Source organism: Bacillus sp. UNC437CL72CviS29 (genome assembly GCF_000482345.1).
GTDB lineage: Bacteria > Bacillota > Bacilli > Bacillales > Bacillaceae_G > Bacillus_A > Bacillus_A arachidis.
In genome coordinates this window covers 63,408-90,243 of record NZ_KI535305.1, presented here as the reverse complement: position 1 = coordinate 90,243, position 26,836 = coordinate 63,408, and the positions used below count along the sequence as shown (strand labels likewise).

Genomic DNA, 26,836 nt, shown 5'->3' with positions numbered 1-26,836 from the left:
TTCTTTATATCTATCATTCCATTTTGCTAAAAAATAATTGAATACAAAACGAGAACAACCCATTGTTTTCGCGATACGTATTTTTTGTTCTGCATTAGGGTAGATCCGGAACTTATACGCTTTATGGACGAGCACCACTTTCCACCTCACTTTCTATTTTAGTTTTTCTACATGCTTTTTTCACGATATGTATGAGAACGATATCGGAATATATTCAAAAATACTTCTCTCGTATCATTTCTTCTTTTTTGTCGAAAATCCTCTGCCACCCTTCAAAAATGTATACATATGGAAAGACTTTTATAATGGAACAATTCCTTCTATGTAAGAATACTTCTTCCTGCATCAGTTCTCTTCTATAGGAACGAACGAATCCCGATACCTCATCCTAACTCTTCCACAAGGAGAAATATTAGGATTTTACCTAACCGCCATTCATCTCCCACCTACTCATTGAACCATGTCCTACCCATTCCTTGAGGTGGGAGTTTTCTGTCGGAAAATGATAAAAACTGACGAAGATTCCCCATTAAAGTCCTTGTCCTATCTTAAAAGAGAAAGAAATATTCCCTTTCACTCATATAAGTTTTCTCAATAATCAAAATTCATAAATTATTCCTCTATCATTTGTGTGATTCCAATTGCTGAAATTGCTGTACCAATTGCTTGTATCCAAATACCAATTAGTCCAACTAATCTCTCATCTTCTTTTTCCCGATCATTTTTCTCAACCATTTGTTTTTCTTTCGATAGATTGTGTATACCTTGATATGCTTGTAATCCAGCCCCTAGCGTCTGTAATGAATTGCCCACTACAATCAACCATGGAATTTTGGGTTCTTCATTTAGTGCCACTTCCACCCCTACAAATGCACCAATAGACTGCAGACTATTTCCTGTAATAATGAGATAATCATTCTCTTTTGTTTTCTTGTGTATATTAAAAAAGGTTCCTATTACATTTGAAATATTCCCTAAAATCAGTAATTCAATCCCTGTTTTCTCCAAAGTTTTATTTTTTTCGTGCAATTGGTCCTCTTTACTGAGTTTATCCTCTTCTATGTGTAATCCTTGTTGTTCAGAGGCATCTTTTAACGCTACCAATTGTAGTATATATCCAAGAGCTTGTAATGATCCACCTACAATTACAAGTGGTTCCTCAACATTTTTCTCTCCTATAAACCCTCTCGTAGTTCCAATAGCAGCTATCGTATTTCCTCCTACTTGAAACCATGCTCCTGTAACCGTTAAATTTCTTGAACTCATATTGTTCATCCACCTATATTAGACTCATTTTATTTATCACGGATTCACAAATCATAATATCTTTCAGTAAATCGAAAATATTTCCCTCAATCGTTTGAAGCTCCCAAATCTGTATTTTCTCACAAGAAAAATGTCTTCCCTACATTTCCCCATTATATTTTAATACATTTCATTTTGTGCATGAAATGACTTACCTAAACTTCTCTCTTATGTATTTCAAATTAAAAAGAGCACTCAAAAGTGCTCTTTTCGTGATAAGGAGTTTTCAATGAGTATGAAAAAAGCGATTTACGCTTGTCCCATACTTCTATATATGCTTATCCTACTCAAAAGGTGTACGATTTATAGAATTAATAATATACTCTACGTAGGAACTAGATTTTGAACCACCTAATATTAACAGACTTTTCAAATCCTCTATCTTTTCAAAAAAGTATAGTAGCAACAGATCCGTCAAGTGTATCTCAACTTTCGTTAATCCTACCACCAATCTTCCATGACTGAGAGAATCCTTACATTTTATTTACCCATAACATATACTTGTTTCCTTAAAATGGATATTACATTAATACAGTAACCCATTAAGTTACTTTCTTCATCCCCCTGAACCAAGCCGTTAGCGTTTGCTAGCTGCCCTTTTATTGGTAACAATTACCGTTGTATCTAATTAGGTTACAGTTTATCATGTAATAGCTCGATAAAAACGAGTAGTTATACCCATCGTCCTAGGAAACTAGAGCCTTGTTTTTTTCTACAAAATGAAATTGATGTTTAGGATTCTTTTTCTCCATTACCATCTAGTCATTCGCGATTCTCACGTAAATTCACCTCTCATTTGCTCCTTCCATTCAAATAACTATTTTGTTTCAATTTATACATAGTTTATATATAATTCAGACACATTTAACATGATAAGCTTTTGAAAATTAATGGTATGATTAATTCGTTGAAAACGACACGTTTCGACAAATACAAAATAACCTTCCTTACCTCTGAATCCCTGCCCCCTGTTCCGCAGGGATTCTTATAATTTACGGTTTCTTCTCAGGTTACATTTTGTTAAGTCTTTACTATTTTTATAAATTCGTTTTTTACCTCTTACTTTTACTTAGAAGCATTTGTTTAGTTTGCAGTTTTATTTGCAAACTTGTTAGCACTTTTTTATATTTCTTCTGCTAAAAACCTCCATTGTATTTCTTCTATTACTCATCACTCCCACTGCCATTATGACGCAAATCATCAATTAAATTATGGGATTTTTAAAATTTAATATCCTTTTAAAACAAAAAACAGTTATATATTGGAATTTCCATCATATATCTGTCTTATGTTCTATATAGAAGGGACTGTTAAAAATGGGGAATAATCACTTTCATAATGTGTTTGCTGTGAAACAAGAACATTTGGGACAAGTTCTTAAATTAAAGAAATTCTTTGAAGAATTAGATATGGATTTTAATGATTTCGCTGATCCTCGCACTCTAGTCAACGTGCTAGAATCAAATCGTAATATAAACTTTTTGGATTCGTCACAGGAAGCAATCATCGGCGGAGAAGCACTTCAAATTTCAGAATTGATTGAGAAAATTAGCAATCTGATTATTAAAGATATATTAGCATTTCCTACTTATCGTTGGGGAGAAAATATAAACCAAGATATTGTGAGTCAGGTGAACGATGCTATTACTAACATGTTTATTAATTTAAATAAACATGATGCTGAACCATGGATCTTCTGGTATAACAATGGGAGTGTTTTTCCAAGATATACTTATAATATTTTAATCGCTATAGATACTCAGGAAAAAGACTATCTTACAGACGTTTTAGCCTGTAGTTTTGATGTTTTAGTTGTAAAAAAAACGAAACAGGAAGTTTGTTCTTTCACAGTTAATGATAGTGCACAATGCCTTATAATGATGAAACATATGCTTGTTGGGATAAAATTTGAAGATGTTTATCCCTCATAACCCCCGCCCCTTTACCTATAAGTAAAGGGGCGGTTATTTTTTTGCTACACTCTTATATACTTTGAATCACATAAACCTTTGTGAAGATTGATGTTCGTTCCTGTAATCCAAACAACACCTGATGCTTTGTAAACTTTATCGATTTTACATACATCATCTCGTAGTCAATTGTTCTCAGCAATCTTATACCAAAAAGTAAGAGCCATCATGATGCCAAATTAGGTAAACATGGTTACTTCCCTTTAAGACTTGTCTCATAATAGCTGCATTTAACGATGAATTTTCGCGAACATCAACAACTTCTATTGTTATACTACCTAAATTGTTATTTTCCCAATCACAGGTACATGTCCTCTCTCAGTGTACTTTCAAATATTACAAGGGTAATTCGGTTTACCTGAAGTGTGCTTTTTTCTTTATTTCAGCATAGGGGAATATTCGTTCTAAAGATAATAAAAAACATAGAATACTTTGATTTGCTTTCATAATAAAAGAAATTCTCTCCATGTTAAAATAGGAAAATATTACATTTTAAATTAATTTATATTGTCTTTCCGATTTTTAAAATGTAAAATATTTAATATAAATACATAATTTAGGTAAAGGGAGATATACATGAAAAAGCTATTAGTTTCAGCAACAGTATTCACACTTTTAACTGTAGGGTATAACTCATCTGTATTTGCAGCTCAGAACCCAAATGACAAAGATTGCGGTCAATTCAAAAATAATCAAGAAGTAATGGAGTTTTGGCACAGTAATGGGTATAACGCGAATAACGATCCCCATGATTTAGATCGTGATAATGATGGATTACCTTGTGAAGTAAACAAAGGGGAATATGATCGATTTGTGGCTAGCAAACAAACTCCAATAAAAAAAGAAACAAACAATAACGAAGTTACAAAAAAACAAGCTGAGAAATTACCAAATACAGCTTCTAATAATATGACAATGATGCTTGTAAGTGCTGGTCTAATATTATTAGGTTCAATTTTTGTATTCCGTCGTAAAAAGACGGATGCATAGAATAATAACTAAAAAAGACAGGGATATTCCTGTCTTTTTTAATATGGAGTGATACATTTGAAAAAGCTTGAATGGTTCGGTATATTATTGATTACTATTGGCTCTTTTTCTTTCGTTTATTACTTTATTACTTGGTATGATTCAACAAAAACTGTTGAGACTTTAACAGGTACTGAGATTAAGAAGTATCAAAGTATAAACAACCTAACTGATCATAAGCAAACATTACTAGAACCCGAGAAACACTTTCCCTCTTCTCAAGTGCAACACCAACAAGGAGAACAAATCGCATATATGGTAATCCCGAAAATCAAACGGAAATATCAAGTTTACTGGGGTGCTGATGACAAAACATTGAAAAAAGGCGTTGGAATGTTCGTTAGTGACATTACATCACCCCCTTCTGGAAATGGACATACTGTACTAAGTGGTCATCGGGATACAGTATTTACCGATTTAGGAGATTTACAAGAAAATGATTATATTTTACTTGAATACGATAACAAGATATACGCTTATCAAATTCGGAAACACTGGATTACCGACGCCAATGATATGAGTGTAATCGTTGCAAAAGATAAACCAACACTTACATTAACCACATGTTATCCATTCAACTATATTGGGGATGCTCCTAATCGATACATAATTGAATCATCTTTGGTTGCTGTTCAATAATTCGGAAAAACATAAAAATGGTAACCCCTGCAATTTCAGAAGTTTGACACAGCTCTGGAAAAAGATTATAAAGAAAAGTGAGGTTCCTTATATTCGGTTCCATGATCTAGGGCATAATCATGCAACTATCATGTTGAAACAAGGGATTCATCCGAAATTTGTAAGTGAACGATTAGGACACAAAATAGTAGGCATCACATTAGACACCTACTCGCATGTTGTACCGGGACTTCAAGAAACTGAGGTGGATCAATTTGCAAACGAATTATTCGGAAAGAAAAACGTTTGTTAAAAGTTTTCGTTTTTTTAGCAAAAACACCACCTGAATTATTCCAAATACAAAAAATGAAAAAGGAGCAACAAAACATGAAAGAAATCAAGAGTGAAAAGGAATTCAAAGACATTATCGCAAGCGAGGAGCCAGTAGTTGTTAAGTTCTTTACTACATGGTGCCCAGATTGTGTACGTATGGACAACTTTATCGGGGATGTAATGGAAGAGTTCAATAAATTTGAATGGTATTCTATAAATAAAGATGAATTCCCAAGTATTGCAGAAGAGTATCAAGTAATGGGAATTCCTAGCTTATTAGTGTATCAAAATGGTGAAAAACTTGGTCATTTACATAGTGCAAATGCAAAAACAGAAGAGCAAGTTACTGAGTTTTTAGAAGCATACTAATTCAAATAAACTATTTAGGTAACAAAATGAAACTTTAATTAGTGGGGCATCACCTCCCACTGATTATTAGTTGAACGAATCATGCTTTTACTGGCCGTTTTATTCCCTACCTTACTACTTTGCTTTCGTTGCATTTTAAGGCAAGGTCTTATAATGCGGGATAAACAACATTTCCTTAGATAGGAAGAAAACAACAATCTAATCGAAAAAATCGGGATTATGTTGGTTGTCTTTACCCTTATGGTAACCTTTCAAAAGATTATAATGTTTTTTTCGATCATATACAAATTGAAGAAGTTTTATTTACTGGATATGAAAATAAAGAAGAACTCATATAAATTTTTAAAGAGGACGCAAAGGTGCGTCCTCTTTAATTTATCTTTCTACCGAAAAATGTAAAAACAAAAACATCTTTTGCCCATTTTCCCTTCCCATACATATATAATACAAACCCACTAATACTGGTTAATACAACAAGGACAGAAAAATATATCCAATTTTTGTTGTTTTCACTCTTTAATCTATCTATAATTTGTTCCTTAGTATTTCCAATATAAACAGATTTCCCATATCTATTAGGTAATTCTTTTATTATTTTTCCATCTACTGACCCAAGCACAACTACATTTTCTTTATTTTCTACTGCTCTAAATGAATAAAAACGTTTTTTTCCATCTGCTAACTTTGTAGCATTCGCCTGAATATCATTTATTCTTGTTGAAATTACATTCTGACTATTTAATTCTATAAAGGGTGTTTCAAGAGATACATTTTCTTTATTTATTAATTTTAATTCTTTATTTCCAATATGTATTGGTTCATTATAAAAAGCTGTCACTTGACTGTTACTCCATAAAGAACGATTTGGTGCAGAAGTCTGTGTATAGTATGTCGTTTTTTTCTTTTGAATACGATTCACTACCGCATACCCATCAGCAAGTAATGTTTCATCTCCTGTTACAGGTTCAGAATATATCTTCCCTCTTACAAAGTAAATACCATCTGCAACTTCTTTATCACTTGAAATCATCTTGAAATCACCGAGTTCGTCCCAGAGTAAAAAACTATTTAAACTCTTATACCCATAAAAAACACATACAATTAATAAAATTGTAAACAATACCCCTATTTTAACTGTTGCCTTTTTATTCACTAATTGCTATTCCCCCATATATTACTAATATTCTCATCTTAATTATAATCAGAAATATTTTTGATGTATATATATTAATCTTTTTGCCCTAAGCTAACTTTGTTATCCCCTACTTAAAAAGCTATAAAGCGTCAACAATGTTTGTATAGACCCACACGAGTTCCGTTTGATACTCTATTACTAGAAAGAAATTCCTAACAGAAAGGTGAGTGATCGTTATGAATTCACTTTCTAATAAAGAAGCTGATAAAGGAGCCATTGTCAGCATTATTGCCTACATATTTTTAGCGTCACTAAAAATCGCAATTAGCTATATTGCTCTTTCCAGTGCATTACGTGCAGACGGTTTAAATAATTTAACAGATATCGGTGCTTCTATAGCTGTATTAATCGGTTTAAAAATTTCTCGAAAACCTCGTGATCCGGATCATCCATATGGTCATTCTCGTGCAGAACAAATTGCTTCACTTGTCGCCTCCTTTATTATGGCAACGGTCGGACTTGAAGTTATCGTAAGTGCAATTCAATCGTTTTTCACTCCACAGAAAACGGCGCCTAATGTACTTGCAGCTTGGGTTGCCTTATTTTGTGCTGTCGTCATGTACAGTGTGTATAAATATAATAATAAAATTGCGCAGCGCACAAAAAGTAAAGCACTAGAAGCCGCAGCAAAAGATAATTTATCCGATGCTCTCGTTAGTATAGGTACAGTTGTCGGTATTGTAGCATCACAGTTCGACATGCCTATCCTCGATCCAATTGCAGCCTTAATTGTCGGCTTTATTATTTGTAAAACCGCGTGGGATATTTTTACAGAAGCCTCTCATATGTTAACCGATGGCATCGATCCGGATAAAATGGAAGAATATTCACATGCTGTCAAGCTCGTTTCTGGTGTTGAAAATATTGTTGATATTCGTGCACGTATGTATGGGAACCAAACGTATGTGGATATTACGATTGAAGTAGATGCTCATATGGACGTGAGTAAAAGCCATCATATTACCGATGAAATTGAAGAAATGTTAGAAGAAAGATTTGGAATTTTATACACTCATATTCATGTAGAACCTACGCAAAAAGAACCTATGATGACATAGGTTCTTTTTTGATGAATGTTTGATGAAACATAATACATAAAATGAGCCAACTTCCCCCCGCTGCCCAACCCGCTAATATATCGGATGGATAATGAACACCAAGATATACGCGGCTAACAGAAATAGAAAATATAACGAAACATGTAATTAAAATAATCAACAACTTTCTATGCAATGTAATACGATGTTCCGTAATTGTTACATAAGCGATAAATCCTAGAAATGCTGTAGCATTCATCGAGTGGCCGCTTGGAAAGCTATATCCTGTAGCTGTAACAAGCTGCGATACATCTGGTCTTGGTCGTTCGTACCATAATTTTAAAAGGTTGTTAAGGTAACGAGATCCGTAATAATTAACGATTAAAAATAACGCACCTAACAACTTTTTTCGAATAAGAAAGTACATTACAACTATGATTAATAATGGGAAATATATTTTCTTTGAACCAATATAAGACATCCAGGTGAAATAAGCTGTCAAATACTCGTTCCGAAAACTTTGAATAAATTTGGAAATAACATCATCAAATTTTTCAATGCAAGCGGTATGATACGAAAGTGATAATCCGACAAAACAAATGAGAAACACAATTAACAAGTATACATGTCGATATCGTTTCACATACATAACCTCACTATATAAAAATAAGAAATGGAGCGGTTGTTTTAGTTTTCCTCTCCATTTCTTTTTTATGCATCTTTTATTAAGAAATATAACTGTTAATTTTTTGCTGCATAGCTGGGATATCTTCACGCGTTACAGTAAAACGAACGACTCTTTCATCTAAGTCTAATGCTTCTGAAAATAGTCCTGCTAGCCCACGGGCTTTTCTGTCTACTTCCATAACAATATCTAATCGATCATAGGCACGTGGTAGAATTAATAATTCCAATTCATCCAACTTTCCATAATACTGTCCTGAAACTGGAATGAACTCAAATTCTTGTGCAAATGGAATATTGGTACGTAATCGGTGTGGTAATTCTTCACATTCTGCTTGACGAAGCCTGAATCCTAATTGTTTTGCGCTATCTAACACACTGTTAAATAATGCATTCGGTAACACCTGAATGTAATCGCGATCACTCGGATCAATACTCCGCTTAATATCAAGACCTGTATGAACCCAAACATTTTTCATTCCAAATGTAAGCGGCGCTTCAATTGGCATTGGGAATGAAAATGGAATTTCCACTTTTTCATTTGGAGATATCGTAATCGGATCGGTTAAACGTACTCGTTCTAAATCGAATGTAGCGCTTACTTTTTTATCATCTACTTCTCGTATATACGACGTCGTTAATGTTAAGTAAATGCTTTCAATTTGTTGACTAACTGCTCCACCTGTAATGTGAACTACACCTACAATTTCTTCTCCTACTAAATATTCTTCTTTTTCAAGAACTGTATCTACTTTCGCGCTTCCTACTCCAATGCTCGCTAAAAACTTTTGAAACATGTATCTCCCATCCTTTCTAATACATGGCGTACATCTTCTCTAACTTCTTGTATATTTTCATAATAAGGAGACTTCATCCGCAACATTCGCATAATAATTTCACAGTTTTCTTTCATTATCTGCAACTCTTCATACCATGGCCTTTCTTCTTCTACAGTAGATTCATAGCCAGAGTATAATAAAAATAATGTAAAGTGACCTAGTGCATAAAAATCACTACGATAATGAACCTCTCGCATATAGGCTTGTTCCCCTTCATAGGTAGATGCCCGTTCATCGATTTCTTCTATAAATTTAGCTAATCCAAAATCGATAATGCTGATTTGTCCCTCTTTCATTAAAATGTTTGGAATTCGTAAGTCTCGATGAATAATACCTTTACTATGAAAATAAGAAACAATCTCAAGTACCTTATATAAAATATGAAAAGCTTCTTGCTCTTCATATACATGTCCATCTCTAAAAATGAAGTCTTCGAAATTCTTACCCGACATGTACTCCATTACAAAAAACGGCTGTTTTTTCCATATAAAACTATCATATAAGCTCGGTATTGCTGGATGATTTAACTGCTCTAAAATTGTTTGCTCTTGCGCAAACGACCTTCTACCTGACTTATACCTTTGCTTACTTTGTCTTAATTGTTTTAAAACTTTTTTCTCTTTCGTTTCTAAATCATAAACGATATATGTAAAACCATAGCTACCCATTCCAATTACTGATTCAATTTTATAGCGTTGCGAGACAATTGTATCATTGTGCAGCGGCCTATCAAACCAAGCAAGTATATCACGCCACTTCATCAACTACTTGAAAAAAAGCTACGACTTTTGTGTTTTCTTTTATAATGCTGATGTCCATAGCCATGGGGATTTCTCCTCTTATTATAATCGCTACTTGAATACGAGCGACCTCTATGACGATAATCACTACTTGAGTAGGAACGATGTCTATTCTTCTTTCCTAGTAAAGAATCAATAATTTTTTTGAACATCCCTTCACCTCTTGTTTAAAATTTTCTTTTTATTATACCAATAATAATCTTTTATGTTTGTGACAAGTTTGTAAAGAAATGATTTTGAAGTGTAAAAAACGACGGGTTTTTCCCGTCGTTACTTTCACCCTTCATCCTCATCAAACACTTCATCAATCATACATTTTTCTAGTAAATACTCAAATGTAATATCAGCGAGATCTTCAATCTCTTCTCGCTTTGGTACATACCCTCTCTCTATTAGTTGCTCATAAAAAAACTCCGCAATTTCTTCCGTATCAATTACGACCTCAATTTCCTTCATGAGCATCACTCCTTTATTTCTGTTTTATGAAGGAATTTCAAAATTATGTATACGAGATTAGAAAAATAGATTTTCTTTTCCATATCATATTTGTCAGTCATATTGACTCGTCTTACAGCATACGATGTAGTACAAGCTATTTGAAGGGGGAAATAAAATGGAACAAAGAAAAGAAGAGTTCATGCATGAAGATAAATGGGCAGACTCTGTCATCAAAGGGCTTATTATTTTTTTAACAATTGTAGGTATACCTTACACAGCTTATATTTTTGTTCAGTTCCTTCTTGCTTTCTAGTTATTTTTTCTCTGTTAGTTTAACTAAATAATTATGAACGACATCCATTACAATTTTATATTCTTCATCTTGAAATGTTTCATATAATAATTGATAGTCATTATAAATATCTAATAATCCATCAATAATTTCTTGTCTGCTCGTTTTAATACTTACCTTTTTGGAATTATTGATTGACTTCAATTTTCCAAGATCTAATTTATTCATCCCTGCTTTATCTTGTTTCATTTTTTTCAAGATGGCATTAGCCGTTTGTGCATTCGCAAGCAATGTTAAATCTGATTCATCAGCCTCTAACCACTCACCATCTGTGATTCTCGATAATTCATATATTGTATCTTCCCATGCATCATTTTTATATCGCCACACTTCTGTACGAAATCCAACGATACGAAAGACATCTTTATCATAACCCGTAACTTGCACAAGATCACCAAACGTAAAATGATATCGTAATTCAATCCATTCTGTTTCACCTTTTTTCATTTCTTGTTCCGTGACATGTTGAAGTGTTTGTTCCACATAATATCCATCATGATTATTAACTTCATATACATAAACGCCATCTAACATTTTCATATTTGTGATTTTACCAACAGTTCCATATAGTGTAATCACGACTATATCTCCTACGTTATATTTAGGTTGTTTTTTTCTTGCCATTTATATCTCTCCTTTTTAAAGTCGTGATTTTTGATAACAGTATATGCAAACGATTAAAAAACGCTTATCACATGAGCTTATATTCAAAAATTTTTCCAATAAAAAATACATCACTTTTTATAGAGTGATGTACTAGTGCAGATATATTTGTAGTATATGTTTGCTCGTTATCTTTCTTGTATGTATAGCTCCCATGCTTCATCAAAAATAGACATACTATCCAGTAATCCACTTAATTCTAAATACGAACTAATTTCATCGTAATCTTCTGATTGCTTCGGAAAACTTAAATCGTCATACATAGCTTCAGCAAAATCCGATATTTCATTTTTGATTAAAGACGCACGATGCTTCATCATATAGTGATAAAATGACTTTTTCAAAAATATTCCCTACCTTTCTAACTTGGATACATTATACAAGGGGAAAAAGAAAAAAACCAGCATAATCGCTGGTTAAAAGTCAAAATAATTTCTTTTTAGTAGACGTGGGCGCTCCATTAACTCTTCATATGTTAATTGTTTTGGTAAATCTTTTGTATAAATTAAAAACAACTGATCTTCTATTTCTTTTACAACATGATCAGGCTGATAGTCCATTCCACATGATGAGCAAGAAATACATGGTGTCTTTTGAATTTCAATGGCTTTTGTACCATCTGGCAATTCCCAATATACAGTATTCAGACTTTCTTTCGCCTCTGTACTGTCACACCACATACAATTCATACTGCGTCACCCTCAGCTTCTGTATTTTCTTCTAATTTCGCCATTTGAGCTTGGTATTTTTTATCTTTTAACTCATCACGCTTATCACGTTTATCCTTTAAGGAAGAATGTGTTTCATTTGTTTCATAGTCTTTGCGGCGATTCATACGTTGCAAATCATCCGGAACAAGATTGAATTTCTTATCACTCATCAACCCTGCTACACCGATATCAGAGCGTTTTTCTTCATAAGTTGGATAAATCTCTTTAAAATAACCTTCAGCTCTTCCTGGCACATAATTTTCTGGTTCTGGATACGTTGTAATAACACCTTCAAAGTTACGAAGAACAACCTTATCCGCACTTTGTGAAATTAAATAATTTGGCTGAAGCGCAATTTTTCCGCCTCCACCTGGGGCATCGACAACGAATGTTGGCACTGCATAACCAGATGTATGTCCACGTAGTCCCTCAATAATTTCTAATCCTTTGGAAACCGGTGCACGGAAATGACCAATACCTTCTGATAAATCACATTGATAAATATAATACGGACGAACACGAATTTTAACTAAATCATGCATCAGCTTTTTCATAATTGGTACACTGTCGTTAATTCCTGCTAAAATTACCGCTTGGTTTCCAATTGGCACACCAGCATTTGCAAGCATTTCACATGCTAGTTTTGATTCTTCCGTAATTTCAATAGAAGTATTAAAATGTGTATTTAACCATACTGGGTGATATTTTTTAATAATGTTACATAGATTTTCTGTAATACGTTGTGGGAATACAACTGGTGCTCTCGTTCCAATACGGATAATTTCCACATGCGGAATTGCTCGTAAGTTCTTTAATACGTATTCTAAAATTTTATCATTAATAAGAAGACCGTCACCACCAGAGATTAAAACATCACGCACTTGTGGTGTTTCACGAATATAAGTAATAGCATCATCTAATTGTTTTTTCGGAACACCCATTCCAATTTGTCCACTAAAACGACGACGTGTACAATAACGACAATACATAGAACATTGATTTGTAACTAGAAATAACACGCGGTCTGGATAACGATGTGTTAAGCCTGGAACTGGTGAATCTTCATCTTCATGAAGCGGATCTTCTAAATCATACTTTGTTTTATATAATTCTTCCGAAATCGGTACAGATTGCATCCGAATCGGACAGCGTGGATCATCAGGATTCATAAGAGAAGCATAGTACGGTGTAATATTTAACGGAATTGTTTTCGTTGAAATTTTAACACCTTCTTCTTCTTCTGGTGTCAAATTAATCACTTTCTTTAAATCATCTAACGTTTTGATCGTATTCGTTAATTGCCAAACCCAATCATTCCATTGCTCTTCTGTAACATCTTTCCATAATTCGATCTCTTTCCAGTGACGATTTGGTTTGTATACATCATGTAACATTGCTATTCCCCCTTTTTTTACGCTCGCCATTTATATAAGCAATAATTATGCCAACTATACATTTTCAAGAAGTGGTGACGAAAGATATCCTATTATATAAGAAAAAAATATTTTTTTATTTTAAATGGCGCTCGATTCAATACAATATTCGTTACTTTCTGTATATGTAAGCGCTCTTTTTTTGGTGCAAACACTCAAAAACCGCCGATTATTCGGCGGTTTTGTCATACTTGTTTAATTTATACTGCAATGTTTGCCTTGGAATACCTAATAGCTTAGCAGCTTGCAAAATATTCCCATCCGTTTCCACTAACGCTCGATCGATTAATTCTTTTTCTGTTTGATTCAGTGCCTCACGTAATGGCAGAATAGACTTCTTCTTTTTCCTTAACTCTACTTCTTTTCGAAATGTTCGGGGTAAACAACTAACTGTTAATGAACCTCCTTCTGCAATAATTACAGCATGTTCAATCGTGTGCTTTAACTCCCTTACATTTCCGGGCCAATGATAGGCTAATAATCTTTCCTTCGTCTCATTGTCAATATGCAGTACCTCTTTTTTATATTCTTTGTTATAGTCTCTTAAAAAGTAAGACGCTAACAATAATACATCTTCTTTTCGCTCACGAAGTGGTGGAATATATAACGAAAATACATTTAAACGATAATATAAATCGGTACGAATTTTATTTTCACGCAAACATATCTCTGGCGGCTGATTCATCGCAGTAATGACACGTACATCCACTTTTCTCGTTTTACTATCACCGATGCGACGAATTACTCCATCCTCTAATGCGCGTAGCATTTTCGCCTGCAGATCAAGAGGCATTGAATTTAATTCATCTAAAAATAATGTCCCTCCATCTGCAAGTTCAAATAACCCCGCACGTTCAATAGCTCCAGTATAACTCCCTTTAGTTGTCCCAAATAATAGACTTTCTAGTAATGACTCTGGAAGAGCTGCACAGTTTTGGGCAATAAACGGTTTGTTTTTACGGTTTGAAGCCTCATGAATCGCTTGTACAAATAGTTCTTTTCCTGTTCCTGTTTCTCCGTATATTAAAACATTTGCATTTGTTGGAGCTACCTTTTGCGCTAAATCTTTTGTTTGTTTAAAGCGAAAATCATTCGTCACAATTGTATTAAAAGCAACATGTTTTTTTGTTACCTTCTTCCTAGAAGATCGTTTCATTTTCGATTGCAAATCAACAATGGTATCCGTTAATTTTTGAATCGTTGAGTAATCTTTTGCAATTTCAACAGCACCCGCAATTTTATCTTCTATAAAAATAGGTAATGTGGTATTTACAGTACAGACATCTTCACCATTTAAATTTTGATAACGCTGTACTTGATGTAAAATCGGCTTTTGTGTATCTAGAACTTTCATAAGTGTACTCGTTTCCCTTGATAAAGACGGGAATGCTTCTAATAAATGCTTCCCTAATACATTCTCAATCTTGGACCCATCGTGTTTTGCAGCAACAGTATTATAAAAAATTGTAATACCATTTTCATCCACCGCATGAATCGCTTCATCAATACTGCCCAAAATCGCTTCAATGACTTCTTGTGTCGAAACTGCCAGCAATGTCATCCCTCCTCCTGCTAAAAATTCAGCAAATTATATGCCGAATTTCCGGCACCCCTGTGCGCGATTATAAGCATGACGATTCCGTTCTATTTTTCTATTTATTTCATATTACTACTTTCCCGCCAACAAGGGATAAAGTACAACTTGAATCAGTGGGTTAATCATCCCCCACTGATGATTAACCCGCTCCAATTAGACACTCTGAACTTTCAAGTAAAGAACTTACTACCCATTCATGCGAGATAAATCTTTTACCCATACATTCATATCTTCTAATTTATCAAAAATATAACAATTATTTGCTAGCCTTCCTGTGTATGTATATCCTAGCTGATGAAAAGCTGCATTCATGCCAAATGAAAGTGAACGTGCAATTGTGTAAGAACAAAAGATTGCTCTCTCTTGTAATTCTTCTTCTAACTTAATGAGTAAACTTTTCATAAGTCCATGTTTTCGATATTCCGGTAAAGTTGCACAATTCGTTAATTCTGCATTACCTTCTTTCACATTCATTTCTGCTGAAGCAGTGCTAATAATACGTCCTTCTGATTCATACACATAATAAATTGTATCTTCTTTCATCGTCTGAACAATATAGTCTGCTTCATTTAACGGTGTCGGATAAATTTCAAATACTTTTCCAAACACACTTGCCAATTCTTCTGAGTCTGCCTCTGTCGCTTTTCTTAGGATAAATTTCTCTGGAACTTGCTTCTCCTTTACTTCCTTTTCTCTCACACCATTTATAATATGATCCTCTTCAGCCCACTGAATACTATTTCGTCTTTCATCATCACGATATTTCACGAAAAAGTATGCATCATGTCCTTGAAAATAATGTGGAATTGTCGCTTCTAATAAAAAGCCAAAAGAGAGCCAAGTCGAAACATGCTCTCCCTTTCCTTTTATAATGCATTTAGTGAAAGAATGCTTCTCTGCTAATTCTTCTATTTTTTGCATAAGACTTTCTACATTTCCTGTATAATGCTCTACCCGAATACGTTTATTAAAATAATCTAGCGCCCCTTCTACAGTATAGTAGTTTGTCTGTTCTCTAAATGATTCATAATATTTCATTTTTTCACCTCGCACCAGTCTAGTAATGTGCATGCAATAATTTTTGCTGCGGCAATCATTTTATCCACTTCAATGTACTCATTTGGATAGTGGGCTACCTTTGTCTCTCCTGGTCCAAATATAATAGTTGGGATTTCTGCGATTTGTGTAAACAAACCACCATCTGTCCCCCATGGTGCAGCTTCTACAATTGGATTTCTTCCTTCAATTTGAGCAAAATTATCTTGAAGTGTTGTAATGAGTACATGCTCCTCATCTAATTCACCTGGAACCCATCTTGCCCCAAACCATTCTACCTCTACTGGATATTCTTCGAACCATGGATCTACATTCTTTAATTGCCCTATCCAATTTTCAAATTCTTCTTTTACAGCCTCTATCGTCTCATTCGGTGCAACTCCACATCTTCCTTCTAAAATCAACGAATCTGGTACGGAGCTTGGCCAGCTACCACCTTCAATTTTCCCAACATTGATTGGAACAGGGATTGGAATTTCTTTATATAACGGGTCTGTAATTCGTTCATTTCTTTTCTGTTCTAATTGTCTCAAATGCTCAACAACAAACATGCTTTTTTCAATCGCACTAACTCCTTCATAACGAGTCCCACCATGCGCTGCTTTCCCTTTCACATGCAGGCGAAACCACATTGACCCTTGTTGCTTCGGGAAAAACTTCATATTTGTTGGTTCTGGAATGATAACCCCATCCGCCTTATACCCTCGCAAAATTGTTGCTAAAGTACCTGCTCCACCGCTCTCTTCTTCTATTACACTTTGAAAATAAATATCTCCTTTTAATTCAATACCCAATTCTATAATTGCCTCCATTGCCAACATAAGAGCTACATTTCCGCCCTTCATATCCGTTGTTCCACGACCGTATATGCGATTCCCTACTTTCTCACCACTATATGGATGGTGTTCCCACTGATTCACATCACCTTCTGGTACAACATCAATGTGTCCATTTAAAATCATTGATTTTCCATCGCCGCTTCCTTTTAGTGTCGCAACGATATTTGGGCTATCTGAAAAATTCGTTCTTGGAGATACAAAATACGGATGATCTTTCATTTTTGTAAAAGAAGGCTCCCAAATATCAAGATCTAAACCTAATTCACGTAGCTTTTCAATGACAATTGCTTGCGCGCCGCTCTCATCTCCAGATACACTTTTTTCTTGAATTAATCGTTTTAAGAACTTTACACTTTCTCCTTCATGACTTTCAATATAATCACACACTTGTTTTTTTAATTGCTCCATATTTGTTAGCTCCCCCTCATTCAATCACAAGTAAATTAGAACTCACATGAAAAGATGCCTCCGTATTTTGTTTTACATCCTCAACTGTATAAGGACTCATTAGCTCTTGTAGTATTAATCCTTCAGATGTAACTTCTATTACAGCCATATCTGTAATAATTAAATCCACGCACTTTTTCGACGTTAATGGAAGCGTACATTCTGAAACAACTTTTGCATTTCCATACTTATCAACGTGATTCATCACAACAACAACCCGTTTTGCTTTTTGCGCTAAATCCATCGCTCCGCCAATACCAGGAACCCGTTTCCCCGGAACAATCCAATTTGCTAAATCTCCTTTTTCACTTACTTGCAGTGAACCAAGTATTGTCACATCAAGCAAGCCTTTTCTAATCATTCCAAATGCTGTGCAGCTATCAAAATAACTTGCTCCTGTAATGAGTGACGTCGGCAATCCAGCCGCATTACACAAATTTTCATCTTCATTTCCTTTACTTGGCGTTGGCCCCATTCCAACGATGCCGTTTTCCGCATGGAACATAACATGTATATCTTCTGGTAAATGGTTAGGTACAAGAGAAGGAATACCAATCCCTAAATTAACAATCATTCCATTTTGAATCTCTTTCGCAGCACGCCTTGCAATCTTATCTCTTACTTCTACTCCCATACCCATTTCCAATTCACTCCTTCCGACGGTACAATATAATCTACAAAAACACCTGGAACAACAATTTCCTCAGGATCTAAACTCCCAAGTGGTACGATTTCTTCTGCCTCAACAATTGTAATATCTCCAGCCATCGCAACGTGCGGATTCATGTTACGAGCACTTTTATCAAACACAAGATTCCCAAACGGATCCGCCTTCTTCGCATATACAATCGATACCTCTGCAGTTAAAGCTGTTTCCGCTAAATATGTTTTTCCGTTCATCTCAATTGTTCGCTTTCCTTCCTCCACAATCGTATCTACGCCGACATCGACAAGAATCCCGCCAAGTCCAACACCACCAGCGCGAATCCTTTCTGCTAGCGTTCCCTGAGGTGAAAACTCAATATGTAATCGCCCCTCATTTAACTGTCTTCCTGCATTTGGATTTGAACCAATATGTGAAGTAATTAATGATTTTACTCGCTCTTTTGTTACAAGGCGGCCAATCCCTACATCTGGAAACCCTGTATCATTTCCGATTAAATGTAAATTTGAAATTTCTTTATCTACAATAGCCTGTATTAATGATGGAGGAGAGCCAATTCCGCCAAATCCCCCAAACATTAACGTCATATCATCATGAAATAGCGAGATAACGTCTTCAATTTCTTTTAATTTTCCAAATGTATTTGTAATGGTTGTCATACGACACTGTGACCTCCTTTTTGCATCATCTCTTCCACACTTTTCGCAAAAATCTCAAGTAATTCATCTAACTCGGAATATGTAGTTGTCATCGGCGGTGCAATAAGCAACGCACTATCCTCTTTTCCTGCTTGCCCTGATACAGCTTGATATAAAAGAAGTCCATTTTTCGCCGCGACTGAAATGAGTTCAGACGCTTTTGTAAACGGTTGCAATTCTACTCCAATCAAGAATCCTTTTCCGCGCACATCTGCAATAATTGTTGATTGCTGCTGAACTTTTTGCAAACCTTTTATTAAATATTCTCCTTTTTCTGCTGTTTTCTCAGGCAGGTTATGTTTCTCCATATATTCAATAACCGCTAAAGCTGTCGCAGCTGACAATGGATTGGCACTAAGCGTATGCCCGCTCATCACAGAGCGTGACCCTCTTAAAATCGGTTCCATCACACGGTCACTCACAACCGTCGCGGCCATCGGTGTATAACCAGCACCTAGTCCCTTTCCTAGCGTCATGATGTCCGGCTCCACACCCCAGTGCTCCATCGCAAACCAAGATCCAGTACGTCCAAGACCTGTCATAACTTCATCAGCAATCAATAAAATATCATAATGACTGCAAATATCTTTAATGACCTTATAATATTCTTTCGGTGGTACAATTGCACCGCCTGCCGCGCCAATAATCGGTTCCGCTATAAAAGCCGCAATATGTTCTGCACCAATTCGCTCAATTGCTCGTTCTAGCTCAGTCGCGCAAGAAAGCTGACACGTCGGATATACTTTCTGCACCGGACAACGGAAACAATATGGTGCTGGTACAGTTGGGTAATCTTCTAAAATAGATACAAATCGCTGACGACGAAGTGGATGCCCCGACATTGATAAAGCTCCCATTGTAATACCATGATAACTCATCCAGCGTGACAAAATTTTATGTTTTCCTTGAATACCGCGCTCTTGAAAATGTTGAATCGCAATTTTCATAGCCGTTTCATTTGCTTCCGTACCACTATTCACAAAGAAACTCCAGTTTAAATCTCCTACACTTAAATCGCTTAACTTCTTTGCTAACTTCTCAGCTGGTTCGCTCGTAAACTGTGAGCGATACACAAAAGCAATCTCCTCTGCCTGCTTTCTAATCACTTCCGCAATCTCTGTTACGCCATGTCCGATACCTGCCGTAATCGCTCCTGACGAACCATCAAAATATTTGTTACCATTTTGATCATACAAGTACACACCTTTTCCATGTGAAATCATTGGATACGGCTGACCAACAAGTGGCTTAATTAAGTAATCGCGCATAGCGCTCCCCCATTTCTCCAATTTGTATATATATATGAAGAAAATTGACGTTTCTTTCATAAAAAAGAATCCTCTGCAAGCGCAGTGAATTTATCAAAAAACTATTATAAAATATACAAATGATTGCTAAAAATTAAAATAAAAAAAATGAAAATTCAGAAACACAACAAAAGACTAACCTTTTATCCTTCTTAAAAAATCCTCCCCCCTATAAAAAACATGCCTAAAAAATATACTACCTAATTATTTTTTCACCATACCATCAGCTTCGCTCAATTGCTGACATTGTGTAAACTTCGACGAAACTCCCGTCAATTTCCTTCCTATTTATTTAGTTTAGCCGTCATATTTTTCAACAAAATTAGACAAATTTTTCAAAAAGAAACCTCCTATGATTACTCAATCATAGGAGGTTTCTTTCATATATTTATTTTTTAAATTTTCGTCATCTATTTATTTCTATTAAAAAACATGCTTTTATTGCATTTTACAAAATATTTTTTACTGAGAAAAAACAAATTTGCTAATCCTCTGTATGAGGTTTCTCCTCTTACAGAGCACCTCCATCTATAGCACTCTCCCAACATGATTGTGTAACGCTGCTAGAACAATATTTATCTTTTTTGATAGATGTTCATCACCGCGTGTTACAACCTTTCTTCAAGTTGTTTCAAAAATAATTCACCTTGTTCAGTGATCACGACCTCAATAATAATGAATTTGGGAGTGAACTACACACCACTTAACACCCTTTCTCACCGCAACTACATTCTTCTCCATGATATATTGTTATATAAATAACACATTAAAACATGATATCATGTTGTCATTACCATTTGTTATGGAGTATTCCATTACAATTTTTTCTTCTGCGATCAATTTTCTGATTCTTTTCAAAATTTACAGGCGTTTTTATTCATAGCTGAATAATATAATTCTATTTATCTCATAAAAAGAAAAGGAGTGTTCCTATGATTCAACAATTAAAAACATATTACGGTAAAGATATAAAGATTAATGAAGCCGTATTGTCTGAAGAGTATAGGTGGTTTTTATTTGAAGGAAACAAAGTAGGGATTCGTAAATCCCGCTTACACCAAAAGGAATGTCAATTACTTTCATCAATCTTAACACCCATTCATACTGATACAATGTATAAAACAGAAAAAGAAAAGTCTTGGTATGAAGCGTTATATCAAAATAAGGATATTCCTATCGTGTCTGTTCGTTTCTTACATTTTTTCACAAATCAATCTATAGTAGAAAGAGAAGAGTTTCAAGATGCTTTAGAATCCATGTTTTCTTTCTCCACTACAACGATATGGGAAACTTCTCAAGCAGGCGTTCTCGTCTTAGAAGAAGATATATCGGAATCTATATTACAAATAGCCCTTGATACATTAGAAGCAGATTTTTTTATATCTCTATCCTTCTTTATTGGAAGACACTATACGCAAACAAATGAAATTGCTCGTCTGTATCAATGGGAGCGAAATTTATTTTCTTTTCTTTCTCCCTATTTATCCAATAAAATTACACACATTGAACAACTACTCCCCTATCAATTACTAATCTCATTACCAAAAGAAGAAAGAGAAAAGTACACGTATCAATTATTAGCACACATTTTAAATGACAAAGAGCTAATCGATAGTGTTAAAGTATTCTTCCAATGTAATTTAAATGTATCACTTGCAGCGAAACAATTATATTTGCATCGCAATACCTTGCAGTATCGAATTGATAAATTCATTGAGAAAACGGGAATTAATATCAAAACATTTGAAGGCGCTGTAGCAGTTTATATGGCATTTCTTTCTTTAGGCATCTCATAAACTTGCATAAAAACCTATCATTTTTTTGTGCAACCTGCCAATTTACCTACACTCTTAAAAAAACTTATAATTCAATTAATTCAAAAAAAGGAGTGAGTAATCTTGGCAGAACTTGTATTGGATCATATTTTTAAAGTTTATGATAATAAAACAACTGCTGTTTCTGACTTTAATTTACATATTGAAGATAAAGAGTTTATCGTATTTGTCGGTCCTTCTGGATGCGGAAAATCAACAACTCTACGTATGATTGCGGGTCTAGAAGACATTTCTGATGGTTCATTTTATATTGATGGAGAACGTATGAATGATGTTGCGCCAAAAGATCGCGACATTGCGATGGTATTTCAAAATTACGCACTATACCCACATATGTCTGTTTATGATAATATGGCGTTTGGCTTGAAACTACGCAAACTTCCAAAAGATGAAATTAATCGCCGCGTAACAGAGGCTGCGAAAGTCTTAGGACTTGAAGATTACTTAAAACGAAAACCAAAGGCATTATCAGGTGGACAACGCCAACGTGTTGCATTGGGAAGAGCTATCGTTCGTGACGCAAAAGTGTTTTTAATGGATGAACCTCTATCCAATTTAGACGCAAAATTGCGCGTAAGTATGCGTTCTGAAATCTCTAAACTTCATCGCCGGTTAAACACGACTACTATCTATGTAACACATGATCAAACAGAAGCAATGACAATGGCATCACGCCTTGTTGTTATGAAAGATGGTGTCATCCAGCAAGTTGGTACGCCAAAAGAAGTATATGATGCTCCTGAAAACATTTTTGTTGGTGGATTCATTGGTTCTCCAGCTATGAATTTCTTTACTGGAACATTAAAAGATAACTATTTTCATATCGAAAACATTCGTTTTAGAATACCAGATGGCCAACTAAAATCATTAAAGAAAAAAGGATATAATGGAAAAGAAATCATACTCGGTATTCGTCCCGAAGACATTCATGATGAACCAATTGTTCTTCAATCTTCTCCTGAATCAACTGTCGAAATTACAGTTGAAGTCGCTGAATTATTAGGTGCTGAGACGATGATTCATGGAAAACTTGCAAGTCAAAACTTTGTTGCACGAATCAACGCTCGTTCAGAAATTAAAGCTACCGATAAGCTTCCATTAGCTTTTAGTTTAACGAAAGCACACTTTTTCGATGTTGATACAGAACAACGTATACAAAATCAATAGATATATTTGATTATAGTATAAACCATTTTTCTTCCTGTCCTTTCTGTACGATTTACCTAAGAAAGGGCAGGAAGATTCTTTTTGATATTTTATTTTTTTACAAGTATTATATTTAATCCTTTTCATTTTTTATTGCAAACACCTAACGCTCCTCTTATGTTTCATTTCCATTAACTTTTTTAGCTATCCCTTCTTTATCTCGTTATTCGCGAGCAGTAAGGCTCTACCCTAATGTGCAACATAGATACAACCTTATGTAATCTTACACATACTTCCATTCAATGTAATTTCAAATTTTTAAGTACATATTTAACAATTAATTTCACAGCTTCTGGTAACCTTTACCATCGTTAGTTTATCCCACTGCAACTTCTACATTTATTCTTTTGTGTTAAAATGTCGCAAGACCTCGTGTTCCAACTGATATTTGAACTACGAGTTTATATGAAAATAAAAAAGAAGGAACCGATTAACGATCATTAACCAGTTCAGCATGACGCCCTTTATCGGTGATTATCGAACCCAACATGCCCCAATAATGATTAGTAAAATAAATAATACAACAACCAACGCAAATCCAGAACCTGTACCGCAACCTCCGCCGCCATAACCGTATCCACAGTAACTACCAGGATATCCATATCCCCACATAATTTGTTTCACTCCCTCCGCCACTTAAAAATTAATTTTCCTTAATAAATTATGTAGGCCAACTATCACTTTGTATGTGCGTTTGCCTATAAATCAAAAAATCCCTAGCTCAGCTAGAGATTTTTATATGCGTAAAATGTATGACATCACATACAACATCCGGTCCCGTTTTCATTTTCCGAATCATTTTTGTTGCATAAGCTCGTTTCCGAAATGCATATAGTGATAGTGATAAAAAAGGAGGAATTTACATGGCTCAACCTGAAATTGAAAAATATGGACAAGAAGCAGTCCTGTATGAACAACTTGCTCGTTACTATCAATATACCAATCCCAAAAAATACATGGAATTATATATGAAATATCATAGTGCGATTACCAAACTCGTATATGCGTATGAAAAACGTGATTCTCAAGAGGCAACATTGCCATCCTATATGAGAATATTTCACGCTTCTCCTCATACACCAGCTATTGATTTTTTAGTAAACGGACAGAAGGTAATTAAAAACATTTCTTTCAAACAATACAGCCCTTATTTGTCTTTAGCTCAAGGGCAGTACCGAGTTGATCTTGTTCCTGTTGGTAGCGAAACACCTATTTTCTCAGCACTTGTTCCTATGATGGGCAACCACTCCTATACGCTTGCAGCAATTAGTACTGATACACATATACAATTGCAACCAATGCTTGATAATACACCTTTACAATCTGGTCAAGCAAAAATAAGGTTTTCACATTTTTCACCTGATACTCCTGCTGTTCACATATCTATAAAAGGTGGGGATCATTTATTTGAAAATGTCTTATTTAAACAAATAACAGATTATTTACAGGTGAGCCCTGGAACAGCTGATATTGAGATCTCTCTTGCTGATACTAAAGAGGTTCTTATAACCATTCCAGATGTCAAAGTAGAGCCAAACACAATTTATACATTCTCATTAGTAGGCTATTCGAATCAATCTCCAAAGTTAGAAGCAGTGATTCTTACAAATTAGAAATTCTACACCATCCCCGTTGGTGTAGAATTTTTTCTCTTTACTTTTGAAATGAAATTTGAAATTCTGTCCATTCTGTATTAGAGTGACATGTAATTAATCCATTATGCTTCTCAACAATTTGTTTACATACAAATAAACCGATACCCGTTCCTAATTTCTTTGTCGTGACAAATGGTTCAAAAATCGTTTCAATACTTTCTGCTGGGATCATTGGGCCATTATTTTTAATAACGATATGAATCCTTTCTTCCTCTTCACATACATCGATAATAATTTTACGATTTTCTTTAATCACTTCGAGAGCATCGATTGAGTTCATTAAAATATTTAGAAAAACTTGTCTCACTTCACTACGGTATCCCATAAATGAAATAGGATACGGTAAGTTTTTTTCAATTGAAACATTCGTATTAACTAAACTTGGATATAAGAAATGAATAATTTCATGAAACAAATCATTTAGCCAAAATCGCTCAGACTCATTCCACATTTCTTTTTTTGAAACGAGTAAAAATTGCGAAATACGAAAATTTAATTGATCCAATTCATGTGAAATAATATCCAAATATGATAAATTCGGATGATCTAATTTCAATAATTTCACAAACCCCATAATTGAGGTTAATGGATTTCGAAACTCATGAACAAAACTAGCTGACATTTGTCCTAAAATCGTCAACCTTTCTTTATGTGTTTCATTTATATATTGCTGTTTTTCTTCTAAATTTCTCGATATAATTTCCGAATATTTTAAAACCGTATAATAAATCAATCTGTCAAAACAAGTATGTATTTTTGTTATAATTGGTTTTAGCTCACGAGCCTTTACATCTAATTCGCACATTGCTTCAAATAGTTCATTTCTTCCTACATTCGCGTTATAAACAAAATCTCCAATATTTGCGTCTGCCCCCGCCCGCTCAATTGCCATTTTTTCACATAACGGTTGTAGAAGAGTTATATCCCTTTCTTCCATAATAAGTTCGACAATTAACTCTAATACATTCTCACCGTTTCGTGTTACTTCTTGTTTAAATGGATCTTCTTCGGAGATTATCATTTTGTTTTTCCAGTTCTCTACGAATTGATGCCTATTGTTTTTCAAGTGCGAACAAAATACTTCTTTAATATCCTTATCGATTGGAAAAACCCCCATTTCCTCCATTTCCATGCGACGAATACCCTATATATTTTGAATATTAACACAAAAAACAGATTTCGTTAAGAGATTGTTGTCACATTTTGTTAATTTCTGTTGATAAAGTTAATTTGAATATGGTATTTGAAATGACTTTTTTTGCATACTTTTCATTTCTTGCGTACAATAAGATATGAAAGGTGTGAAAAATATGGTAAATAAAAATGTGGATGATTATCTCCAAGAAGGCATTCATGGCCAAAAGCAAAACAAACCAGAAGAACGCAATATGTACTTAAACACATTGCGTGAGCGTGTAGAAATCGCTTTAACGATCGGTCAAGTGATGCAAAGCAACGTTTATACTGAAGTAGCTAACAGTATGCGCACTTCTCAATCATTACAGTTATTTGTAAACGGCAGCATCTCTTACCCACATTTATCAAAATACATTAAATTAGCAAACGAAAAAAATGTACCTTTTACAATCGTTCAAAATAAAGGTACACATACACCAATTGGTTTAGTTCTTGCACACAGTACAGCGGTAGATAAAGAACAAATTTATGTTGAAGATACTATTTTTAAACAAGAGATGGAATAATACACTATAACCAAAAGGTACACTTGCTTAAACAGCAAGTGTACCTTTTGGTAT

The 26,836-nt window shown here is 34.5% G+C and carries 31 protein-coding genes and 1 pseudogene; 12 read left to right on the top strand and 20 right to left on the bottom strand.

What is annotated here, in order from left to right; genetic code table 11:
- A partial coding sequence (locus tag M014_RS29015; RefSeq protein WP_155924368.1) for a helix-turn-helix domain-containing protein occupies positions 1 to 135 on the bottom strand: 135 nt, incomplete at its 3' end.
- Between the two features lie 477 nt (positions 136 to 612).
- Positions 613 to 1,266 carry a DUF6944 family repetitive protein gene (locus M014_RS0126270; RefSeq protein ID WP_026594352.1) on the bottom strand — a complete coding sequence of 218 codons (654 nt, stop codon included), beginning with the start codon at positions 1,264 to 1,266 and terminating at the stop codon, positions 613 to 615.
- A gap of 1,355 nt (positions 1,267 to 2,621) precedes the next feature.
- On the opposite strand from M014_RS0126270, the gene M014_RS0126265 reads away from it, so the two are divergent.
- The 6 genes and pseudogenes from M014_RS0126265 to M014_RS29010 all read left to right on the top strand — a co-directional run bounded on the left by M014_RS0126265 (position 2,622) and on the right by M014_RS29010 (position 5,962).
- Positions 2,622 to 3,236, top strand: a complete 615-nt coding sequence (locus tag M014_RS0126265; protein WP_026594351.1) for a pesticidal protein — start codon at positions 2,622 to 2,624, stop codon at positions 3,234 to 3,236.
- Between the two features lie 615 nt (positions 3,237 to 3,851).
- The gene (locus M014_RS0126260) at positions 3,852 to 4,265 is read left to right on the top strand and encodes an LPXTG cell wall anchor domain-containing protein (protein ID WP_026594350.1); all 414 of its coding nucleotides are present in this window, start codon (positions 3,852 to 3,854) and stop codon (positions 4,263 to 4,265) included.
- A gap of 57 nt (positions 4,266 to 4,322) precedes the next feature.
- Positions 4,323 to 4,943, top strand: coding sequence for a class D sortase (locus tag M014_RS0126255; RefSeq protein WP_026594349.1), 621 nt, complete (start codon positions 4,323 to 4,325; stop codon positions 4,941 to 4,943).
- A gap of 16 nt (positions 4,944 to 4,959) precedes the next feature.
- Positions 4,960 to 5,235 (top strand): annotated as a pseudogene (locus M014_RS27520) (tyrosine-type recombinase/integrase); the annotation flags it as partial.
- Positions 5,236 to 5,309: 74 nt separating this feature from the next.
- A complete protein-coding gene (locus tag M014_RS0126245; RefSeq protein ID WP_026594348.1) occupies positions 5,310 to 5,624 on the top strand; it encodes a thioredoxin family protein in 315 nt (104 codons plus the stop codon).
- 179 nt (positions 5,625 to 5,803) lie between these two features.
- Positions 5,804 to 5,962 carry a DUF4176 domain-containing protein gene (locus tag M014_RS29010; protein WP_081811138.1) on the top strand — a complete coding sequence of 53 codons (159 nt, stop codon included), beginning with the start codon at positions 5,804 to 5,806 and terminating at the stop codon, positions 5,960 to 5,962.
- A 32-nt stretch (positions 5,963 to 5,994) separates the two neighbouring features.
- Here M014_RS29010 and M014_RS0126240 read toward each other — a convergent pair whose 3' ends face one another.
- The gene (locus tag M014_RS0126240; protein ID WP_026594347.1) at positions 5,995 to 6,777 is read right to left on the bottom strand and encodes a hypothetical protein; all 783 of its coding nucleotides are present in this window, start codon (positions 6,775 to 6,777) and stop codon (positions 5,995 to 5,997) included.
- Between the two features lie 218 nt (positions 6,778 to 6,995).
- Here M014_RS0126240 and M014_RS0126235 point away from each other — a divergent pair, with 218 nt between their 5' ends.
- The gene (locus M014_RS0126235; RefSeq protein WP_026594346.1) at positions 6,996 to 7,877 is read left to right on the top strand and encodes a cation diffusion facilitator family transporter; all 882 of its coding nucleotides are present in this window, start codon (positions 6,996 to 6,998) and stop codon (positions 7,875 to 7,877) included.
- On the opposite strand, the gene M014_RS0126230 is transcribed toward M014_RS0126235, so the two are convergent.
- The 5 genes from M014_RS0126230 to M014_RS0126215 all read right to left on the bottom strand — a co-directional run bounded on the left by M014_RS0126230 (position 7,864) and on the right by M014_RS0126215 (position 10,635).
- Positions 7,864 to 8,499 carry a phosphatase PAP2 family protein gene (locus tag M014_RS0126230; protein ID WP_026594345.1) on the bottom strand — a complete coding sequence of 212 codons (636 nt, stop codon included), beginning with the start codon at positions 8,497 to 8,499 and terminating at the stop codon, positions 7,864 to 7,866. The two genes, M014_RS0126235 and M014_RS0126230, sit on opposite strands and share 14 nt — an antisense overlap.
- A gap of 82 nt (positions 8,500 to 8,581) precedes the next feature.
- Entirely contained in the window at positions 8,582 to 9,337 is a 756-nt protein-coding gene (locus M014_RS0126225) for a sporulation protein (RefSeq protein ID WP_026594344.1), read from the bottom strand.
- Positions 9,319 to 10,140 carry a serine/threonine protein kinase gene (locus M014_RS0126220; protein ID WP_026594343.1) on the bottom strand — a complete coding sequence of 274 codons (822 nt, stop codon included), beginning with the start codon at positions 10,138 to 10,140 and terminating at the stop codon, positions 9,319 to 9,321. The genes M014_RS0126225 and M014_RS0126220 overlap by 19 nt, the downstream gene beginning before the upstream one ends.
- Positions 10,140 to 10,331 carry a hypothetical protein gene (locus tag M014_RS29005; RefSeq protein ID WP_081811137.1) on the bottom strand — a complete coding sequence of 64 codons (192 nt, stop codon included), beginning with the start codon at positions 10,329 to 10,331 and terminating at the stop codon, positions 10,140 to 10,142. Before M014_RS29005 ends, M014_RS0126220 begins: the two co-directional genes overlap by 1 nt.
- Positions 10,332 to 10,455: 124 nt before the next feature.
- Positions 10,456 to 10,635: a YozD family protein gene (locus M014_RS0126215; RefSeq protein WP_003197525.1), complete on the bottom strand. Its 180-nt coding sequence runs from the start codon at positions 10,633 to 10,635 to the stop codon at positions 10,456 to 10,458.
- A 157-nt stretch (positions 10,636 to 10,792) separates the two neighbouring features.
- Between M014_RS0126215 and M014_RS29000 the strand changes: the two genes are divergently transcribed.
- The gene (locus M014_RS29000; RefSeq protein WP_081811136.1) at positions 10,793 to 10,930 is read left to right on the top strand and encodes a DUF3930 family protein; all 138 of its coding nucleotides are present in this window, start codon (positions 10,793 to 10,795) and stop codon (positions 10,928 to 10,930) included.
- Here the strand turns inward: M014_RS29000 and M014_RS0126205 are convergent, their stop codons facing one another.
- From M014_RS0126205 to M014_RS0126160, 10 genes are all read right to left on the bottom strand, one after another.
- On the bottom strand, positions 10,931 to 11,593 hold the full coding sequence (locus M014_RS0126205) for a hypothetical protein (protein WP_026594342.1): 663 nt from the start codon (positions 11,591 to 11,593) through the stop codon (positions 10,931 to 10,933).
- Positions 11,594 to 11,760: 167 nt separating this feature from the next.
- The gene (locus tag M014_RS0126200) at positions 11,761 to 11,976 is read right to left on the bottom strand and encodes a YozE family protein (protein WP_026594341.1); all 216 of its coding nucleotides are present in this window, start codon (positions 11,974 to 11,976) and stop codon (positions 11,761 to 11,763) included.
- Positions 11,977 to 12,048: 72 nt separating this feature from the next.
- Positions 12,049 to 12,321: a YokU family protein gene (locus tag M014_RS0126195; protein ID WP_017149664.1), complete on the bottom strand. Its 273-nt coding sequence runs from the start codon at positions 12,319 to 12,321 to the stop codon at positions 12,049 to 12,051.
- Positions 12,318 to 13,736, bottom strand: a complete 1,419-nt coding sequence (gene ablA / locus M014_RS0126190) for a lysine 2,3-aminomutase (protein ID WP_026594340.1) — start codon at positions 13,734 to 13,736, stop codon at positions 12,318 to 12,320. The genes M014_RS0126195 and ablA overlap by 4 nt, the downstream gene beginning before the upstream one ends.
- A gap of 208 nt (positions 13,737 to 13,944) precedes the next feature.
- Positions 13,945 to 15,336, bottom strand: coding sequence for a sigma-54 interaction domain-containing protein (locus M014_RS0126185; protein ID WP_155924367.1), 1,392 nt, complete (start codon positions 15,334 to 15,336; stop codon positions 13,945 to 13,947).
- 222 nt (positions 15,337 to 15,558) lie between these two features.
- Positions 15,559 to 16,410, bottom strand: coding sequence for a putative beta-lysine N-acetyltransferase (ablB, locus tag M014_RS0126180; protein ID WP_026594338.1), 852 nt, complete (start codon positions 16,408 to 16,410; stop codon positions 15,559 to 15,561).
- Positions 16,407 to 17,675, bottom strand: a complete 1,269-nt coding sequence (locus M014_RS0126175) for a peptidase (RefSeq protein ID WP_026594337.1) — start codon at positions 17,673 to 17,675, stop codon at positions 16,407 to 16,409. The genes ablB and M014_RS0126175 overlap by 4 nt, the downstream gene beginning before the upstream one ends.
- Positions 17,676 to 17,691: 16 nt before the next feature.
- Positions 17,692 to 18,354 carry a CoA transferase subunit B gene (locus tag M014_RS0126170; RefSeq protein ID WP_026594336.1) on the bottom strand — a complete coding sequence of 221 codons (663 nt, stop codon included), beginning with the start codon at positions 18,352 to 18,354 and terminating at the stop codon, positions 17,692 to 17,694.
- Complete coding sequence (locus M014_RS0126165; protein WP_026594335.1) at positions 18,339 to 19,037, bottom strand: CoA transferase subunit A; 699 nt, start codon at positions 19,035 to 19,037, stop codon at positions 18,339 to 18,341. Before M014_RS0126165 ends, M014_RS0126170 begins: the two co-directional genes overlap by 16 nt.
- On the bottom strand, positions 19,034 to 20,344 hold the full coding sequence (locus tag M014_RS0126160) for an aspartate aminotransferase family protein (protein WP_026594334.1): 1,311 nt from the start codon (positions 20,342 to 20,344) through the stop codon (positions 19,034 to 19,036). Before M014_RS0126160 ends, M014_RS0126165 begins: the two co-directional genes overlap by 4 nt.
- 971 nt (positions 20,345 to 21,315) lie before the next feature.
- Here M014_RS0126160 and M014_RS0126155 point away from each other — a divergent pair.
- A complete protein-coding gene (locus tag M014_RS0126155) occupies positions 21,316 to 22,179 on the top strand; it encodes a PucR family transcriptional regulator (protein ID WP_026594333.1) in 864 nt (287 codons plus the stop codon).
- A 102-nt stretch (positions 22,180 to 22,281) separates the two neighbouring features.
- Entirely contained in the window at positions 22,282 to 23,385 is a 1,104-nt protein-coding gene (locus M014_RS0126150) for an ABC transporter ATP-binding protein (RefSeq protein ID WP_026594332.1), read from the top strand.
- Between the two features lie 513 nt (positions 23,386 to 23,898).
- On the opposite strand, the gene M014_RS27515 is transcribed toward M014_RS0126150, so the two are convergent.
- Positions 23,899 to 24,036 (bottom strand): YjcZ family sporulation protein, encoded by a 138-nt coding sequence (locus tag M014_RS27515; protein ID WP_035415787.1) that lies wholly within the window; start codon positions 24,034 to 24,036, stop codon positions 23,899 to 23,901.
- A 251-nt stretch (positions 24,037 to 24,287) separates the two neighbouring features.
- On the opposite strand from M014_RS27515, the gene M014_RS0126140 reads away from it, so the two are divergent.
- Positions 24,288 to 25,037 (top strand): DUF4397 domain-containing protein, encoded by a 750-nt coding sequence (locus M014_RS0126140; protein WP_026594331.1) that lies wholly within the window; start codon positions 24,288 to 24,290, stop codon positions 25,035 to 25,037.
- A gap of 40 nt (positions 25,038 to 25,077) precedes the next feature.
- On the opposite strand, the gene M014_RS0126135 is transcribed toward M014_RS0126140, so the two are convergent.
- Positions 25,078 to 26,211 carry a BA2291 family sporulation histidine kinase gene (locus M014_RS0126135; protein WP_090689179.1) on the bottom strand — a complete coding sequence of 378 codons (1,134 nt, stop codon included), beginning with the start codon at positions 26,209 to 26,211 and terminating at the stop codon, positions 25,078 to 25,080.
- A 178-nt stretch (positions 26,212 to 26,389) separates the two neighbouring features.
- On the opposite strand from M014_RS0126135, the gene M014_RS0126130 reads away from it, so the two are divergent.
- The gene (locus M014_RS0126130) at positions 26,390 to 26,782 is read left to right on the top strand and encodes a YueI family protein (RefSeq protein ID WP_026594329.1); all 393 of its coding nucleotides are present in this window, start codon (positions 26,390 to 26,392) and stop codon (positions 26,780 to 26,782) included.
- Positions 26,783 to 26,836: the final 54 nt, after the last annotated feature.

What these genes read in the sequence shown, in the direction of transcription:
- M014_RS0126205 (WP_026594342.1), bottom strand. Translation starts at nt 11,593, where the DNA reads ATGGCAAGAAAAAAACAACCTAAATATAACGTAGGAGATATAGTCGTG.
- M014_RS0126140 (WP_026594331.1), top strand. Translation starts at nt 24,288, where the DNA reads ATGGCTCAACCTGAAATTGAAAAATATGGACAAGAAGCAGTCCTGTAT.
- M014_RS0126155 (WP_026594333.1), top strand. Translation starts at nt 21,316, where the DNA reads ATGATTCAACAATTAAAAACATATTACGGTAAAGATATAAAGATTAAT.
- M014_RS0126170 (WP_026594336.1), bottom strand. Translation starts at nt 18,354, where the DNA reads ATGGGTATGGGAGTAGAAGTAAGAGATAAGATTGCAAGGCGTGCTGCG.
- M014_RS0126165 (WP_026594335.1), bottom strand. Translation starts at nt 19,037, where the DNA reads ATGACAACCATTACAAATACATTTGGAAAATTAAAAGAAATTGAAGAC.
- ablB (WP_026594338.1), bottom strand. Translation starts at nt 16,410, where the DNA reads ATGAAATATTATGAATCATTTAGAGAACAGACAAACTACTATACTGTA.
- M014_RS0126215 (WP_003197525.1), bottom strand. Translation starts at nt 10,635, where the DNA reads ATGAAGGAAATTGAGGTCGTAATTGATACGGAAGAAATTGCGGAGTTT.
- M014_RS29005 (WP_081811137.1), bottom strand. Translation starts at nt 10,331, where the DNA reads ATGTTCAAAAAAATTATTGATTCTTTACTAGGAAAGAAGAATAGACAT.
- M014_RS0126135 (WP_090689179.1), bottom strand. Translation starts at nt 26,211, where the DNA reads ATGGAAATGGAGGAAATGGGGGTTTTTCCAATCGATAAGGATATTAAA.
- M014_RS0126235 (WP_026594346.1), top strand. Translation starts at nt 6,996, where the DNA reads ATGAATTCACTTTCTAATAAAGAAGCTGATAAAGGAGCCATTGTCAGC.
- M014_RS0126225 (WP_026594344.1), bottom strand. Translation starts at nt 9,337, where the DNA reads ATGTTTCAAAAGTTTTTAGCGAGCATTGGAGTAGGAAGCGCGAAAGTA.
- ablA (WP_026594340.1), bottom strand. Translation starts at nt 13,736, where the DNA reads ATGTTACATGATGTATACAAACCAAATCGTCACTGGAAAGAGATCGAA.
- M014_RS0126175 (WP_026594337.1), bottom strand. Translation starts at nt 17,675, where the DNA reads ATGGAGCAATTAAAAAAACAAGTGTGTGATTATATTGAAAGTCATGAA.
- M014_RS0126270 (WP_026594352.1), bottom strand. Translation starts at nt 1,266, where the DNA reads ATGAGTTCAAGAAATTTAACGGTTACAGGAGCATGGTTTCAAGTAGGA.
- M014_RS0126160 (WP_026594334.1), bottom strand. Translation starts at nt 20,344, where the DNA reads ATGCGCGATTACTTAATTAAGCCACTTGTTGGTCAGCCGTATCCAATG.
- M014_RS0126245 (WP_026594348.1), top strand. Translation starts at nt 5,310, where the DNA reads ATGAAAGAAATCAAGAGTGAAAAGGAATTCAAAGACATTATCGCAAGC.
- M014_RS27515 (WP_035415787.1), bottom strand. Translation starts at nt 24,036, where the DNA reads ATGTGGGGATATGGATATCCTGGTAGTTACTGTGGATACGGTTATGGC.
- M014_RS0126195 (WP_017149664.1), bottom strand. Translation starts at nt 12,321, where the DNA reads ATGAATTGTATGTGGTGTGACAGTACAGAGGCGAAAGAAAGTCTGAAT.
- M014_RS0126265 (WP_026594351.1), top strand. Translation starts at nt 2,622, where the DNA reads ATGGGGAATAATCACTTTCATAATGTGTTTGCTGTGAAACAAGAACAT.
- M014_RS0126220 (WP_026594343.1), bottom strand. Translation starts at nt 10,140, where the DNA reads ATGAAGTGGCGTGATATACTTGCTTGGTTTGATAGGCCGCTGCACAAT.
- M014_RS0126260 (WP_026594350.1), top strand. Translation starts at nt 3,852, where the DNA reads ATGAAAAAGCTATTAGTTTCAGCAACAGTATTCACACTTTTAACTGTA.
- M014_RS0126130 (WP_026594329.1), top strand. Translation starts at nt 26,390, where the DNA reads ATGGTAAATAAAAATGTGGATGATTATCTCCAAGAAGGCATTCATGGC.
- M014_RS29000 (WP_081811136.1), top strand. Translation starts at nt 10,793, where the DNA reads ATGGAACAAAGAAAAGAAGAGTTCATGCATGAAGATAAATGGGCAGAC.
- M014_RS0126185 (WP_155924367.1), bottom strand. Translation starts at nt 15,336, where the DNA reads ATGACATTGCTGGCAGTTTCGACACAAGAAGTCATTGAAGCGATTTTG.